This is a genomic window from Flavobacterium sp. 9, from assembly GCF_002754195.1.
Taxonomy (GTDB): domain Bacteria; phylum Bacteroidota; class Bacteroidia; order Flavobacteriales; family Flavobacteriaceae; genus Flavobacterium.
In genome coordinates, this window is record NZ_PEEU01000001.1 from 5,207,203 (window position 1) to 5,223,217 (window position 16,015).

Genomic DNA, 16,015 nt, shown 5'->3' on the forward strand with positions numbered 1-16,015 from the left:
TTTAGTATTTGTTTTCGATTGTAGTAATTTTGGCGTCACCCCAAAGGCTTTCGATATTATAGTATTCACGAATGTGTTTCTGGAAAACATGTACTACGATATGCACATAATCCATTAGAACCCATTCTGCATTATCGGTTCCTTCTACGTGCCAAGGTTTGTCTTTTAAATCTTTGGATACTGTTTTTTGAATTGAGTTTACAATGGCGTTAACTTGGGTATTAGAGCTTCCGTTGCAAATTACAAAATAGTCACAAACAGCCGTGTCTATTTCTCTTAAGTCAAGAATATCGATATCATTTCCTTTTACTTCTTCAATCCCTTTGATTATGTTCGCCAATAGAACATCATTATTAATAGTCTTTTTCGCCATGAATTATTTTATATGAATTTGTAAAGTTACCAAATTTTGTGATTATTTTTGAACCTTAACAAAATATTAAATTAAGTTATTTAAATTACTTAAATGAAACTAATCAAACTCGATGCCATAGATTCAACAAATGATTTCTTAAAATCATTGTCAAGCCAAGATGAGCTTGATAATTTCACTGTCGTAACGGCTGAAAATCAGACAAAAGGAAAGGGACAGATGGGAGCGAAGTGGCAGTCGGAATCAGGTAAAAACTTAATTATGAGTGCCTTGGTTAAGGATTTTTTATATGATAATGAACAATTTTTTAACCTGAGTATAGTAGTTTCATTAGCTGTAATTGAGGTATTAAAAACGTTAAATATTTCTGATTTAAGTATAAAATGGCCAAACGACATTATGTCATACAATAAAAAAATTGGTGGCATACTAATCGAAAATACCATAAAAAGTGATGGCAGGATCGTGTCAGTTGTCGGATTAGGACTAAATGTCAATCAAACTAATTTTGATCAATTGCCAAATGCTTCTTCCTTGTCAGTTATCGCAGGACATTCTTTTGATAAAGATGCTTTGCCTGTTTTAATTATCGAAAAAATGAAAGAAAAAATCGAATTATGGAACACTAATTCAGAGGATTTCTGGACAACTTACTTTGATACTTTATTCCGAAAAGGCGTTCCAATGCCTTTCAAAAATCTCAATTCTGAAAACTCAGGACAGAATTTTATGGGAATTATTCAAGGTGTTTCTTCCGTTGGAAAAATTCAAATTTTGCTTGAAGATGATTCTGTTTCAGAATTTGACATTAAAGAAGTTCAGATGCTTTATTAATGGTTCTGAGGTTTTGAGTTGCTAAGGTTCTAAGGTTTTTTATCGAATTATAATACGTCTGTCATTGCGAGGAACGAAGCAACCACGATATCAAATTACTTATCGATTCACAAAAGTGAGATTGCTTCGTTCCTCGCAATGACTAAAATCAGCATAAATCCGTTTAATCTGCCAAATCCGCGGGCTATTTCTTTTTAAACCTCAACTACTTTTATTGGTTTTGGCGCTATTTTTCGGTTCCAATAAATAATATAAAAAGTTCCTAATATTGAAGGCGTTATCCAGGCGATTACATTTCCAATTCCAATTCCGGCAACAATAAATGCGGTTACTGACGCAATTAAAGCTCCAATCATTTTTCCGATGTGTTTAGAAAGCCAGTTTTTATTTGATACTGAAAGCTTTTTGAAGAAAATGAAATCTTTAACTGTCATGTAAAATCCAAAACCACCAAAGAAAGTAAACAAAATACCATTTTCAATAGCATTTAATTGGCAATATATTCCAATAGAAATCATTATTACAGAAAAGAACAACATACTGCCGGAGATTAATTTATCTGTAAAATCAGCTTTTGATTTACGTTTAAAACTTAACGCTCGGTTTCCGGAGATAACCAGATAAATAGTAAACAATCCAATCAGGAATAAAAAGATATTCTGATGATTTGGCATCCAGCAAATCGGAATCGAAATAAGAGAGCTTGTAACCATTCCTATAGAAAATAGTTTACCCATTCTTTGGTGTAATACTCCACCTTTTTTGACCATAATACTTCCAATTCCTGTAATAAGTCCAATTCCGCCAAAGAAGGCATGAATGTAAATTAAAATCTTGATAGTTGCTTCCATAACTTGGTTTTTGTTAGTTGATGGATCAAACTTCGGTCAATAATTTAGGCTGGAATAATTAATAGTTCTGAACTGTATTTTTTTGAGGATGAAGTGTTTTTTTTAAGGTTCAAAGGAGCAAAGGTTCAGAGGTTCAAAGGTTTTCTGTAGAGACGCACAGCAGTGCGTCTTTTTTTTGATCTCGCAAAAAGATGCTAATTGTTTTTTTGAGGTTCTGAGACTCTAAGTTGCTAAGGAACTAAGCTTTTTTCTTTATGCATAAAAAAAGCCTGATCGTAAAATCAGACTTTTTAAATTTTATATAATTCGAAAACTAATAATTAACAATCAATAATCAATAATTATAGTTTTGTCATATTAGTTGCTAGAGTTTCGATGAATTTGCTAATTGGTCCTTTGATCATCATAGCCATCATAGCATTAAATTCTCCTTCGAATTGAAGTTGTACAGCACTTTCAGTATCAGAAACACTATCAATGTTTGAAACCAAAGTAAATGGAAGTTTATCACTTGCAGCTCCAAGAACAATTTTGTTTGGTGCTACTTTCTCCTTCATTTTTAGTTTTATTTCCGGCATACCTTTCAATCCAAAAATAAAAGCATCTTCGCCTGTTACTTCAAATTTAGCAATATTATCCGGCATTAATTTTTCAAAATTCTTAACATCAGTCAATAAATCAAATAAATCTTGAGCTGATTTCTGAACAGTAACTTTTGGACTTTCTAAGTTCATATTTTATTTTTATTTAAATAATATCGTGTTTTTTACCGCAAAGTGCGCAAGGTTTTTTTTATGTTGTAAACTTTATAGAAACGAAAAGTTCGCAAAGCTTTATCTTGAAAATTAATTTAGCAATCTAAAATTATTCTTCCTGTCCCCAAGTCGATGGAATTGCATTCCATTCCTGCAAAGTCGATTGTTGTTCTTCGGTAATGTATTGTTTTTGAACCGCTAATTCTAATAAGTTTTCATAATTACTTAATGTATACAAATCGATATTAGCATTTTTAAAGTTTTCTTCGGCAACACCAAAACCGTATGTAAAAATCGCTGCCATACCTTTTATATTGGCACCTTCGTTGCGTAAAGCTTCCACAGCCATTAAACTACTGTTTCCTGTGCTGATTAAATCTTCAACGACAACAACATTTTGACCTTTTTGTAAAAAACCTTCAACTTGGTTCTGTCTTCCGTGTTTTTTAGCTTCCGGACGCACATATACAAATGGTAATCCAAGGCTTTCGGCAACAAGAATTCCAATACCAATGGCGCCTGTAGCAACACCGGCAATGACATCTGGTTTCCCAAATTGTTTTTCAATGTTTTTCGCAAACTCATCACGAACATAGTTTCGGATGATAGGAAATGAAAGAATTAACCTATTATCGCAGTAAATAGGAGATTTCCAACCAGAAGCCCATGTAAAAGGATTTTCGGGATTCAATTTAATTGCATTTATTTGCAAAAGCAATTCGGCTGTTTTTTCGGCAGTATCTTTATTAAAAATCATAGTACAAATGTATAAAGTTTTTGTGAACGACAAACCACTTTTTTTGACAAATGAAATCTCAAGAGAGACTAATTTTCAATTATTCCTATTAGAGAGTATTGATATCGAGCAGCTTATAGTGAAAATTTTTCAAAATAAAATTCAAAAGGCTTACTTATATCATCCTGACGAAAAGGAAATAATGAAAACATTAAAAGCCAAAATTCCTGTACAAAAAGCGGGCGGAGGCTTTGTGTACAATAAAAAAGGTGAGGTTTTATTCATCTTCAGAAATGGAAAATGGGACTTACCAAAAGGCGGAATCGAGAAAGGCGAGGAGATTGAAGCCACTGCAATGCGCGAAGTCGAAGAAGAAACCGGTGTAAACCAATTAAGAATTACGAATAAACTTCAAAAAACATATCACATTTTTAAACGCAACGGAAAATACAAGCTTAAAATCACACATTGGTTCGAAATGTTTTCAGATTTTGAAGGAATTCCAGTTGGTCAAGCCAATGAAGGAATCGAAAAAGTAGCTTGGTTAAATCCGGAACAAATCAAAGAAGCGCTTAAAAACTCGTACGAAAACATCAAATTATTGTTTGAAGAAGAGAATGAAGTTAAAGTAGAGTAACTTTATAGAAGCAAGAAAAAAGATTATAGAAGAAAGAAGCAAGAAGCAAGACTTGAGAGAATCAAGAAGAAAGATTTATAAAAAAAGAAAAAACTTAGCACCTTAGCATCTCAGAACCTCAGCACCTTTTCACAGAAGCTTAAGAAAAATTAGCTATTTGCGTTAATCTTTGAATATTTAGTAATTGTATCTTGCGTCCTTCCATCCAGATAAGATTATCATCTTTAAAATCGTGAAGAACTCTTGCCAGTGTTTCATTTGCTGTACCGGCCATGTTTGCTAAATCAGCTCGTGAAAGCATAATAAAAACTATTTTTTCAGTATCACATATTTTGTATTTATCATGCAATATCAACAAACTAAGAGCAACTCGTTCTCTAACTGTTCTTTGTGATAATACTGCCATAAGATTTACCATAACACTAAATTCGTGACTTAAACTTTTTAATAATAGTCTTGAAAATATTACCGAAGTATCAAGTAAGTCAATAAAATCATCTTTTGAAATAAATGAAATTACAGCATTTTCAATAGTCACAGTAGTATCGCCATAAGATTCTTCGCTTAAAATGGCAGAATATCCAAAAAATTCACCAGAATTGTAGATGTATATAATTTGTTCCCGACCGTCATTATCGACCTTATACTTTTTAACTTTTCCCTCTTTTACATAAAAAATACCTGTAGGCAAAGTTCCTTCGGTAAAAACAGCTTCATTTTTGCGATATTTTTTATGTTGCATTACTTTTTCGAGCGATTCCTTATCAATTTTAGGAAGCTCATTTAGAAGATATTGATTATTGAAAATAAATTTTGAAATCATAGATAATCAAAAATACACTAATTTTCTTTTTTACCCATTAGACTTGATTTAAATCAAATTTTAAAAACATATTAATCTGTATGTTTTACTTCTAATCAACTTACTTTTACTTTAACGAAAAGTTGTTTTAATGTTTTAAGTTTTGATAGAGAAAGATATCTTATAAAAAGCGGAATATGTTCATACCTAAAAGTCTTTACTATACTAAAAATCATTTATGGTTACGAAAAATTGGATTATGGGATTTCTATATTGGTATAACAGATTATGCCCAGAAGGAAATTGGCAATATTGAATTAGTAGAATTAGAATTGAAAGGTTTTAATATAAAAAAAGATGCAAAATGGGGATTAATTCACGCAACGAATCATAAATTAACCCTTATTGCTCCTTTAGATTGCAAAATTAAGGCAACTAATAGTATCTTGCAGGAAAATACATCTATAATTAATTCAGATCCTTATTGTCATTGGTTTTTAAGAGTAACGGTTGATAAACATGATCATTATTTTTTATCCAATGAAGAATACAAAGAACATACATTAAATGATTTTTAAATCTCTAAGAGAAGACATAGACATAGAAGACTGCAAGTTTAATATGTTATACTCAACCCGAATTAGAAGACTTTCAGAACGCCATTGGACTCCGGTTGCTATTGCCAAAATTGCAGCAGATTATCTGGTTGACAAACCCAACAAAAAAGTATTAGATATTGGAGCAGGCGTGGGCAAATTTTGTTTAGTAGGCGCAGCCACAACAAAAGGCTTTTTTTATGGAGTCGAACAAAGAGCATCACTTACAAAACTATCCCAAAAAATAGCAGAAAAGCATAGTGTCAAAAATGTTGAATTTATTCATTCAAATATCACTGAGATTTCCTTTTCAGATTACGATGCATTTTATTTTTACAATTCTTTTTTCGAAAATATAGACACATCTTGTCCCATCGATAAAATCGTGATTCCCTGTCGCGAATTGTTTGCTTCCTATTCTAATTATGTGAGAGAGCAGTTAAACAAGATGCCCAAATATACAAGACTTGTAACCTATTGGAGTACGTGGGAAGAAATACCCGAAAGCTTTGATTTAGAATATTCTGCCTGTGACGGAATATTAAATTTCTGGAAAAAGAGGTCTTAAATTATTCATCAAATATAGTTTTATAAGGAGTTTTACTTGGGCGTGCCACCACTTAAAAAAAGGCCTAAGAAACTTTACGCACATTAGGCCTTTTCTTAAATGCTGTCGGGCTATTCATACTGCTTCGGCAGTTTACTTCTATCCCTCACGCGAGCTGCACTTTGTCATAAAAACTAAGAATAATCTTAGTAAGATTTAAAATTAAATTGTATTTTCGTTTGTATAGATTAATCAACTAAATAAACATTTATGTCATTTCAAGCATATTTAAAAACCATAAAAGAAAAAACCGGCAACGGTCCCGCCGAATTTCGAGCATTGGCAGAACAAAAAAGCTTCACACAAGACGGAAAACTCAAACCCGATGTAAAAGCAGGAGATATTGTAAATTGGCTTAAAGCAGATTTTGAATTAGGACAAGGACACGCAATGGCAATTTATGCATTGCTAAAAGGAATAAAAGACGAAAATAGCCAGTAAAGATTTTAAAATAGTAACTTTATAGGAGCACTTCGCCATCAAAAAAAGCCTAATGAATACAAATATTCATTAGGCTTTTTTTTAAATGCTGCCGATCTATATGTTCCGATGTGGCGGATAACCTTTCGTTATAAAAACATGGATTACAGTTAATAATTTTTCATATTTATTTGTAACATTTCTTATATTTTTCTACTAACTAAGTTCATTGTGAAAACTTTTCTCAGAGATATTAAGTACTCTTTTTGATAAGAATTTTACTTTAAAATAAAACTAACCAACCACTAAATCCAAAAATAACCATATGAATTCATCTTAAAGAAATAAAAAATTAAGTTTTTAGAGCAAACTCAACCGTAACAGCTCTCATTTTCCATAAATTATCAAAATAAAAAAAATAAAAGAATGATTAAAAAATTAAAAATTACTGCACAGCAATTATTCAAATATACAGGCATGTTGGCATTATTACTTGTAGTTGGTTATTCATGTTCAAATGAAGGAATTGACGAAGGCGTAGTAAAACCATTAAGTAGTGCCAAAGCAATTATCTCTTTTTCATTTGTAAATCCTGTAGTAAAAGGAACCATTGATGAAAGTGCACATACCATTTCGCTTACATTTCCTTCGGGAACAGATTTAACTAATCTCGCAGCTACATTTACCACAACAGGAACTAAAGTTACTGTAGCTGACGTTGTTCAGGTAAGTGGTACAACCAAAAATAATTTTAGCAAAACCATAACTTATACCGTTACAGCAGAAGATGGTACGAAACAAAATTACACAATAACACCTCCTAATTCGGCAGATATATTAGGTTTTGCTTTTGAAGGTTCTAATGACGAAACATATTGGGAACTTTCTGGACTAAAAGAAGGAACAAACACAATTTACAATGCTCCGGCTGGTGTTGAATTTATTACAGGATTTCCAATTTTGCCTCCAGGAGCCGAAGTAACACAATCTGGAAACAACGAAGAAAGTGACTATAATACAACAGGATTTAGTTTTACAGTAACTGCCGGTGACGGAAAGACCAAAAAATCATATATTATCAAAATACCAGCTTACGACAAAGATGCAAATCCTTACGGAATCTATACTCCAACGCATCTTCTGGAAGTAGACAATAATCTTTTGGCTAACTTTAAAGTAATGAATGACATTACTATGCCTGCGGTTAATGGTACGGAAATATTGGCTCCGGATTATGCAACTTCAGGTTGGATGCCAATTGGAGATTTCGAAAGTTTCAGAGGAACTTTAGACGGAAATAATCACGTAATCAAAAACTTGACTATCAAGAGAACCAGCCATGACGATGTTGCATTTATTTCGACATTAGGCGCCAAAGGAGTTGTAAAAAATCTAGGATTAACAGCCGTAAACATTCAAGGTAGCGGAAACGTAGGCGCTTTGGTTGCTAATAATGTTGGAGGAACCATTTCTCACTGTTATTCTACCGGAACAGTTACTTCTACAGGACTTTCGACTCAGAATCACGTGGGAGGTTTGGTTGGAATCAATAATGATGCTAACGGAAAAGCCGGTAAACTTTTAAACAGTTATAGTACCGTAAATGTTTCAGGAAAAGATTCATTTGTAGGAGGTTTAGTAGGCTACAATTACCTTTGCGCAGTCGAAAATTGCTACGCTACAGGTTCTGTAACCGGACCATACAAAAACGGAGGAGCACTTATTGGCAAGAACGCTACCGAAATCATCAATTGTTACGCTACTGGAAAAGTAGAAACTGGTGGCGGATTAGTTGGTTTAAATTTTAACTGGAGTTCAGCACCAAATTGCTTTTGGGATACTCAAACTACAGGACAAACGACTTCGGACGATGGAGGAGATGCAGTTGGAAAAACAACGGCCGAAATGAAATCAGGAACTCCATATAGCAATACCTGGACAGCTGCAAATTGGATATTTACTTCAGGTAAATACCCAACATTAGTAGGAGTTGGAGGGCAATAAAAATCGCTTTTTCTTTATAAATATAAAACCTCGTAATCATTTAGATTACGAGGTTTTTTGCTTTTTAGAAACTCATTTTAATAATAATTTGGGCGTGCCACCACTTAAAAAAAGGCCTAATAAACTTTGCGCACATTAGGCCTTTTCTTAATTGCTGTCGGGCTATACGTACTGCTTCGGCAGTCTACTTCTATCCCTCACGCAAGCTGCACTTTGAGATTTTGCGTGTTCATTTAATTTTTTAGTTTTAATTATTTCACGTCTCAAAAATCGTACTTTTGTTTAGCACACAATAAGTAATAGATCGTTGCGCTACAAATCATTTTGATGGTATCGTACATCGCAAAAGATGTTTTTTATATATTGTTTGTTATTACCCTTAATATTATCTTTGAATTATGAGCACACTTACAAAATCAAACCATATAGGGCGAAAAATTAGCCGAATTCGTGAACTTCGTGATATGAAGCAAGAAGCTTTGGCACAAGCTTTAGGTACAAACCAACAAGCAATTTCTGCTCTTGAAAATAGCGAAACCATAAGCGATGAAAAACTTATTGATGTAGCAAAAGCTTTGGGAGTAAGTGTTGAAGCCCTTAAAAACTTTTCAGACGAAGCCGCAATTAATTATTTTAATAATTTCTATGATAATAGCGCAAAAGGACAAATACTAAATAATTCTTGTAGCAATCTTACTTTTAATCCTTTAGATAAGTTGGTTGAAGCTTATGAAGAAAACAAAAAACTTTACGAACGTTTACTTCAATCTGAAAAAGACAAAGTTGAGTTTTTACAAAATATATTAAAGGATAAATAGTTTTTATTCTTTTAAAGAAAAAGCCTCAATAAATTTGTGTTTATTGAGGCTTTTTTTATGTTATTGGCTGTACGTTTTCACTAGTTTTAATTCCGTTTTGAGCGCGGATTTTAAATCTGTACTATTAAGTTTGATCTTAAGAATGTATTATATTTATTTAAAAATTTAATTTTATTTATATGCGTCATTGGTTTATAATTTTATTTTCGTTTGTTGTTGTTTCTTGCATGAATAAGAAAACAGATCTTGATAAAATTGATACAAAAAAAACAGAAGTTGTTGCTAAAAACACCAAAATAAAAGAACTTGAAAATCAGATTTTTCATAAAGTTCTTTATCAAAATGAATATTGTTATTTCTTAGGGAAAAAAGGTGATTTTGAAGATGTAACACTGAATTTCAATGTTAAACGACTTATTAATGATGCAACGATTGATAATGTTTTTTATGATGATGAGGCAAATCCGTATCAAAATCAATTGTATAGAATTAAAGATCATAATATTAAAAACAAATCAAATTATGAGATAATAGTATTTGATGAATGGGAAAAAAAAGAGGCAAAAATCTATTTCTCACTTATTAATAAAAATGATAATCTTTGGGAATTCAAATTTCTGCCCTCGTGGAAAGAAGAGGAATCGAGAAGAGATTATCTTGATAATCTTCATTTACGTCAGCAATATTTGTTTATAAATCAAAAAAGCGTAGACTCAATATTTGTTTTGACTAAAGGCTTACATAATGACGAAATAGATGGTGAAGGAAATGCATATCCGGTTTGTTATGAATTGCCATATTACTTTAAACTAAAAGAAAAATACAAACATTGGAAGAACTACAATCCAATTCGTTTTGTTTCTTCAAAGGAGCAAATTAATATTTATGAAGAGCCAAATGAAGCGTCCAAAATTGTTGCGAGTCTTAAATATAATGACTGGATTATTATAAATGATACTGTAAAATCACAATCAAACGAGGATGAAGAATGGCTTGATATTTATGATAGGGCAAATATTGAGAAAGGCTATATTTTGAATAAAAACTTAGCAGAAAAGCCAACTTACAACTTGCCCATAAAAAAGGTAAGATCCAGTGAAGAAGCGGAATAATTTAATTTTTGGATAGTTCTTAGTTTTCCTTAATCACGCTGTACAAATGTGTCTGACTTTGCGCAGCTTTTCATAAGAAACAGATTGTAGAACGAGACTTTTTTTACTAAGATTGATTTAGTTATTTGAAATTATCTCCATGAAAAAACATATATCTACTTTGAAATTCTAATCTCATTTTTAGAAATTCTGTCTCAATAAGTTTATTAAAACACTATCACTTACATTTTTATAATTAGAGGGTAATATCAGTTTAAGATTCAGTTTAAACTTATTATTGAACGTATCTCTGATTGCTATTAATTTATGACGATCTTTATATCTACTTCTTTGAAAATAATCTTCAAGTTTTAATTCTATTTTATTTAAACTATCATATCTTTTTTTATAAAAACTATTTTCAAGAGATAAACTGACAAAGTAACTTTCTTGTGATTTAATTATTGTTTTTAGATCTTTATTGTAATTGTTTAATTCAGAATAAAGAAGTTTATTTTCATCATTATTTTTACAAGATGAGAATAAAATAAAAACTATAATCCATTTAAATAAATTCATATTAAGAGTTGTTATTTAATCATTTAAACTTTTCAAATGCTTGATATAATTATCTAGCAAACTTTGAATTTGTCGCGCTGCAACAGGATTTGCGGAGTGAACATTGAATTTCAGATTTTCTAAATCAAGACCAGATTCATAAACCAGCCATTTTGCTGCGGCGTAACCATCTTCGGCAATATTGTCATTTTCATCTAATCCCAAATCATTGTCAAAACTAATCAATTCAGGAAGTCCGTTTTCGATTATAATTTTTTTAAAATCATCAAAATTCCGAACTATAACAAAATCATCGTCAGTTAAGTTTTTGTAAACCATTTTTACATCTCGAATATCATCAAGAAAAAGCTTGTATTTCATTAATTATGTTTCTTTAGAATGTAATTGTTAATATTTCAACTTTGTCAAAGTTCAAAACTTTGACAAAGTTCTTTACGTAAAGCTTTGTGATTTCTACGTTTTTCAATTCAATCAAAATCAATGAAACTTTGCGAACTTTGCGGTTAATTAGCTAGGTTTTTATAAACTATTTTTACTTTACTGATTTAAACTGATTAAGTGTATCATCAACTAAATGTTCGACTTTCAAAAAATTATTAGCAAGTTTTAAAACCTCTTCTTGCAGGTTTTCTAAGTCTAATTTTATCCAGCCTTCCATCAAAGTCAAAGGACCATGATTTACGCTAATATTCTTCCAGTCGTTTTCATGATCTTTAAAACTTTCTCTAAATACCTCAGCAAATTTTCGACTTTGTATTTTATAACCGCTAAGTTTTCTTAGTTTCAAAGCATGAATATTGTACATGATTTTTTGCTTTTGCAAAGTCGAATCATTTACCCAAACCGAAAAGAAAATTCTTGATTCGGCAGTTAATGGTTCCTGAGAATTACTTGCCCAGGACTTTTTATACAATTTTATAAAAACGGAATCCAAATAAATTCCAACTGAAACTTCAATTGATTTTGTACTCAATAATTTTGAATCAAGCTGATCGACTACTTTTTGAAAATTTTCAAGATAAAAAGAAGTATCCATTTGTATAAAACTTATGTTAGGAAAAAAAATGTATTGCAATCAAAAATGCTTTATTTCTATAAAGAAAATAGAAATTAAACCTGATTTTTATTCCTTAATTTGTCCTTGCAATTGAAAGAATCCAGTTAATTGCATTCCGATTATAAGATTTTCAAAATTCATATTTTGTTTATTTACAAACATTTCAATCGTAAAGAAATCAGGATAATCTTCGTTCGTTATTAGTCTTACTTTCAAAATAAAACCTTCAGATTTTCTATTTTCCATTACCTCAATTTCTCTAAAGTCTTCGAGTACACCTATAAAATCGAAACAACCAAAATCGGACATTTCCTTATTGGGCATATACATCGTGAAGTTTTCGCTAAAATTTGGACCATCCGGAGTATTTGATTCTGAAATATTAGAAATCTCTAAATGATAAATTAAACCACTTAATTCAATGTTTAATTTTTTATTGGTTTTATATTTTTCTCTATTTAGAGCGTAGTCTGTCGCAAAATAAGTCAGTCCAAAAGTATCTCTTCCATTTCCTGTAATAACCGCTTCAAGATTATTTATATTTTCCCATTCGTTTATTTGTTTATTTTCGACATCAATAAAAATATCAGTTTTAAGCAAAGGATAAGTTGTACGGGTTTCATCATTAGTTGTTTTGACACCTCTAAAAATAATATTGTCGAAGTTCATCTCTGAAATTAAAACCTCATCATTTGATTTTACGGTTTCCTGAATAAAAACCATGGCAGCATTATTAAGAAGGAAATTTTGAGCTCCCTCTTCTCTTAATCGCTCAAAGCCAAAAATTCCAGCCCACATATCGCCAACACTTCCGTGATTGACTTTTTTTATTTTTAAACCAATTTCATTTTCAGTAATTGGTGATTCGATGGTTACTCTCTCTTGAAAATAATCTTTCCCTTCTTTTAATTGCGTATTTAATATGAAGTTATTTTGTTCTGGCGAAAAACCAGAAATACCTTGGAAACCAATATAATCATCTTCAAACAAATATCTCAAGCCTGCAAATCCGCTCAAATCTGATGTTTTATATTTTATAGAAATTGCATTAAAGTCGCCATTTCTCTTAGCAATTCCGTGGTCATTATCATCCTTAAACCTGGAATGGTAAAAGATGGTATAAGATTTTATCGTTTTTTCGCTGAGTCTTTTTTCAAATTCAATTTCCATATCCGAAATCACTTCTTCAATTGAACGATTATAACTCATATCTTTTGCGATATACAAATAACCTATTATTTCGCCATCTGTTTTTTCATAAGCCGCAATTGGAGAATAATTACCTTGCATTTGCATTCCCATAAACCGAACGATATATTCACTGTAAATTTTGATAAAATCAAAGATTTTATCGGGATTTTCGATACTAACATTATTTAGTTTCTCAGCGTATATTTCATTCATGGACTTTCCACTGTGTTTAATTGTAGAAACCGGATTTTCTTCAGTCTCAAGTATTTTATTATCAATTATTTCAGCTTTTTTATTTTTCTTTAAGAAGTCAAAAATCCCCATTTTAGTATGTTTTAATTAGTGATAGTTTTTCTGAATGTAATTAACTATTTCGTTGCGTTATCGATCTTTGTCAAAGTTTTAAACTTTGACAAAGATTTTAGCGCACAGTTTTGCGATTAATTACGTTTTCAAATGTAAATGATTTAACTAACACAATATTACGTGAAGACGTAAAGGAATAGTAAATTTAATCTTTGCCAAATTTCAAAACCTTGGCTGTAAGGAGCTTTAGTTTTTCCCAAAATAACCACAATGATTGTCATTTTGACGAAGGAGAAATCTCCGTAAGTAACTCCGTAACGAAAGGCCAATCTTTGTAGAGCTTCTCGCGAAGATTTCTCCTTTGTCGAAATGACAAAAATGCGCAGACCAATTTTAAATTAAGTTATTATCATCAAAGTTCCTTATAGCCAAAGTTTTGAAATTTGGCAAAGATTTAGACGTACAGCTTTGCGATCTTAACGTTTTTCAGCACAATCAAGATCAAAAAAACTTAGCGAACTTTGCGGTAAAATTAGTCATACTTTACAAAACGCGATAAATAGGATATTGCAAATGCGCTTTTTCATAATAAACCGAATGTTTGTAAATCCAATCTAATTGTGCTGCAGCATTTTTAGCAAATTCAGCATCAGATTGTTTTTTAGATTCTAATTCGGCTTTTAAAGTTGGATTTTCTTTTAGGAGTTTTGCGGCAGTATCTTCAAAAATGTATTCCGAATAATGTTCTTTTTGCTGTAAAATTGGATCGAAGAAATTCCAGTTGAAGAAAGAATCAACGCCTTCAGGTTCAAAAGCTTCAACTAAGTATTTTACTCCTTTTTGATTTGTAGAAACCAGATAATCCCCTTTGGCAAAAGCTATTTTTACAATTTTAGAATTTATATTGGTATTATAATGCAAATAATGTCCTTCGTAAGCATTTGGAACTGTTTTATAATCAGCAATTTTATAGCTTTCAACTTCAATAATTGTATCATTTTTAAGTTGAGAATAGCTGATGTTATTATTCTTCAAAAGGTCAATAATATTCCAATAACCACGCGGAATGATATAAGTAGACGGAATAACAACATCTTTTTGCGATTTGAATTCTTTGATATAAGGAACGTCTTTTTTATACGGTTTGCTTCGGTCGTAATACAAACGATTTCCTGTTGTAGCCTCGCTTTTTTTGTATCCGGCTTCATATCCCAAAAAGGTAAATTTAGTAGCTTTTGTACTGTCCAATTCCCATTTTAAAGTATATGATTTTTTAGGCTGATATTGCTCCAGATTTTTAACTCGAAGTTCTTTGATTTTCTGGTAATTAGCGTCAATAAAATCTAAAGTTGATTTTGTGTATTCGTACGTCATTTTTACACGTTCGGCATACTTTTTTAGCATATGCGTTTCAACCACAAAACCAATCGTGTTAAACAACGAAGTATAACCCGTTGTATATCTTGGACTGTCTACAAACTGTCCAAAACCTTTGTCTGGCGTATCTTTAAAAGAATCTACATAAGGCGTAGTTTCGATTTTCTTTTGTTGCAAATCTTTAACCAAAGCCGGCATCATTTCGGTATTCATAAAATCACCCAAAACAGTTCCTAATTTATTATGTTGTGTCATAATATAGGTAAGTTTGTATTGATAATCAGATCCGTTACTTACGTGATTGTCAATAAAAACATCAGGATTTATTTTCTGAAAAATTTCGACAAAGCTCTTTGTATTTCGAGTATCCGATTTCATCAAATCACGATTCAAATCATAGTTTCTGGCGTTTCCTCTAAAACCGTAAATTTCCGGACCATCCTGATTAGCTCTCGTAGTCGAATTTCTATTTAAAGCTCCGCCAATATTATAAACCGGAATTGTTACTAAAACGGTGTTTTTTGGCGCTTTTAATTTACCAATTGCAAGATCTCTGTAGAATTGCATTGTAGCATCGATTCCGTCAGGTTCTCCGGCGTGGATTCCGTTATTGATAAAAAGTACCGCTTTGTTTTTCTGAATTTTGTCGAAATCAAATTCCTTTTCAGGATTATAAACCACCATATGCAAAGGTTCACCAGAATCTGTCAAACCCATTTCCTTGATTTGAATCGTTTGGAAATCATTGGCTAAAAGTTTATAATACTTGATCGTTTCTTCATACGAAGCGGATTGGTTTCCGTTTCCTTTCTCAAAAAAAGTATCGTATTTTTTATTGTTTTGAGCGAAAAGGGTGACTGTGAAAAGTAAAATAGAAAGCGTAAAAAGTTTCATGGTTTGGGTTTTAATAGAAAAATCAAATATAGAAAATTTAGTTTCAGGTTTCAGGTTTCAAGTTGAAATGCGATTATGCTTTGTGCG

18 protein-coding genes are annotated in these 16,015 nt (G+C 31.5%); 8 read left to right on the plus strand and 10 right to left on the minus strand.

The features are described 5' to 3' along the window. Nucleotide 1: 1 nt before the first annotated feature. Nucleotides 2-373, minus strand: a complete 372-nt coding sequence (gene rsfS, locus CLU81_RS21720; protein ID WP_007809313.1) for a ribosome silencing factor — start codon at nt 371-373, stop codon at nt 2-4. 93 nt (nt 374-466) lie between these two features. Here rsfS and CLU81_RS21725 point away from each other — a divergent pair, with 93 nt between their 5' ends. Continuing rightward, a complete protein-coding gene (locus CLU81_RS21725) occupies nt 467-1,207 on the plus strand; it encodes a biotin--[acetyl-CoA-carboxylase] ligase (protein WP_099711723.1) in 741 nt (246 codons plus the stop codon). Between the two features lie 194 nt (nt 1,208-1,401). Here the strand turns inward: CLU81_RS21725 and CLU81_RS21730 are convergent, their stop codons facing one another. From CLU81_RS21730 to pyrE, 3 genes are all read right to left on the minus strand, one after another. Further along, a complete protein-coding gene (locus CLU81_RS21730) occupies nt 1,402-2,058 on the minus strand; it encodes a hypothetical protein (protein ID WP_099711724.1) in 657 nt (218 codons plus the stop codon). Nucleotides 2,059-2,399: 341 nt separating this feature from the next. Continuing rightward, nucleotides 2,400-2,792: an orotate phosphoribosyltransferase gene (locus CLU81_RS21735; RefSeq protein ID WP_099711725.1), complete on the minus strand. Its 393-nt coding sequence runs from the start codon at nt 2,790-2,792 to the stop codon at nt 2,400-2,402. A gap of 130 nt (nt 2,793-2,922) precedes the next feature. Then, the gene (pyrE, locus tag CLU81_RS21740) at nt 2,923-3,570 is read right to left on the minus strand and encodes an orotate phosphoribosyltransferase (protein ID WP_099711726.1); all 648 of its coding nucleotides are present in this window, start codon (nt 3,568-3,570) and stop codon (nt 2,923-2,925) included. 7 nt (nt 3,571-3,577) lie between these two features. Between pyrE and CLU81_RS21745 the strand changes: the two genes are divergently transcribed. Next, complete coding sequence (locus CLU81_RS21745) at nt 3,578-4,186, plus strand: NUDIX hydrolase (RefSeq protein WP_099711727.1); 609 nt, start codon at nt 3,578-3,580, stop codon at nt 4,184-4,186. 139 nt (nt 4,187-4,325) lie between these two features. On the opposite strand, the gene CLU81_RS21750 is transcribed toward CLU81_RS21745, so the two are convergent. Next, a complete protein-coding gene (locus CLU81_RS21750) occupies nt 4,326-5,009 on the minus strand; it encodes a Crp/Fnr family transcriptional regulator (protein WP_099711728.1) in 684 nt (227 codons plus the stop codon). A gap of 176 nt (nt 5,010-5,185) precedes the next feature. Here CLU81_RS21750 and CLU81_RS21755 point away from each other — a divergent pair, with 176 nt between their 5' ends. From CLU81_RS21755 to CLU81_RS21780, 6 genes are all read left to right on the plus strand, one after another. Beyond that, nucleotides 5,186-5,566, plus strand: a complete 381-nt coding sequence (locus CLU81_RS21755) for a glycine cleavage system protein H (protein ID WP_099711729.1) — start codon at nt 5,186-5,188, stop codon at nt 5,564-5,566. After that, on the plus strand, nt 5,556-6,152 hold the full coding sequence (locus CLU81_RS21760) for a methyltransferase domain-containing protein (protein WP_099711730.1): 597 nt from the start codon (nt 5,556-5,558) through the stop codon (nt 6,150-6,152). Before CLU81_RS21755 ends, CLU81_RS21760 begins: the two co-directional genes overlap by 11 nt. A gap of 249 nt (nt 6,153-6,401) precedes the next feature. Next, complete coding sequence (locus CLU81_RS21765; RefSeq protein ID WP_099711731.1) at nt 6,402-6,632, plus strand: DUF4287 domain-containing protein; 231 nt, start codon at nt 6,402-6,404, stop codon at nt 6,630-6,632. A gap of 405 nt (nt 6,633-7,037) precedes the next feature. Continuing rightward, nucleotides 7,038-8,615 carry a GLUG motif-containing protein gene (locus CLU81_RS21770; RefSeq protein WP_099711732.1) on the plus strand — a complete coding sequence of 526 codons (1,578 nt, stop codon included), beginning with the start codon at nt 7,038-7,040 and terminating at the stop codon, nt 8,613-8,615. A gap of 398 nt (nt 8,616-9,013) precedes the next feature. After that, on the plus strand, nt 9,014-9,433 hold the full coding sequence (locus CLU81_RS21775) for a helix-turn-helix domain-containing protein (RefSeq protein ID WP_099711733.1): 420 nt from the start codon (nt 9,014-9,016) through the stop codon (nt 9,431-9,433). 179 nt (nt 9,434-9,612) lie between these two features. Next, nucleotides 9,613-10,545 (plus strand): hypothetical protein, encoded by a 933-nt coding sequence (locus CLU81_RS21780; RefSeq protein WP_144444539.1) that lies wholly within the window; start codon nt 9,613-9,615, stop codon nt 10,543-10,545. A gap of 180 nt (nt 10,546-10,725) precedes the next feature. On the opposite strand, the gene CLU81_RS21785 is transcribed toward CLU81_RS21780, so the two are convergent. From CLU81_RS21785 to CLU81_RS21805, 5 genes are all read right to left on the minus strand, one after another. Beyond that, on the minus strand, nt 10,726-11,103 hold the full coding sequence (locus tag CLU81_RS21785) for a hypothetical protein (RefSeq protein ID WP_099711735.1): 378 nt from the start codon (nt 11,101-11,103) through the stop codon (nt 10,726-10,728). A 15-nt stretch (nt 11,104-11,118) separates the two neighbouring features. Then, nucleotides 11,119-11,463, minus strand: a complete 345-nt coding sequence (locus CLU81_RS21790; RefSeq protein ID WP_099711736.1) for a cyclic-phosphate processing receiver domain-containing protein — start codon at nt 11,461-11,463, stop codon at nt 11,119-11,121. Between the two features lie 172 nt (nt 11,464-11,635). Continuing rightward, on the minus strand, nt 11,636-12,139 hold the full coding sequence (locus CLU81_RS21795; protein WP_099711737.1) for a hypothetical protein: 504 nt from the start codon (nt 12,137-12,139) through the stop codon (nt 11,636-11,638). 87 nt (nt 12,140-12,226) lie between these two features. Beyond that, entirely contained in the window at nt 12,227-13,675 is a 1,449-nt protein-coding gene (locus CLU81_RS21800) for a hypothetical protein (protein ID WP_099711738.1), read from the minus strand. A 525-nt stretch (nt 13,676-14,200) separates the two neighbouring features. Next, nucleotides 14,201-15,928: a M14 family metallopeptidase gene (locus CLU81_RS21805; RefSeq protein ID WP_099711739.1), complete on the minus strand. Its 1,728-nt coding sequence runs from the start codon at nt 15,926-15,928 to the stop codon at nt 14,201-14,203. Nucleotides 15,929-16,015 lie beyond the last annotated feature (87 nt).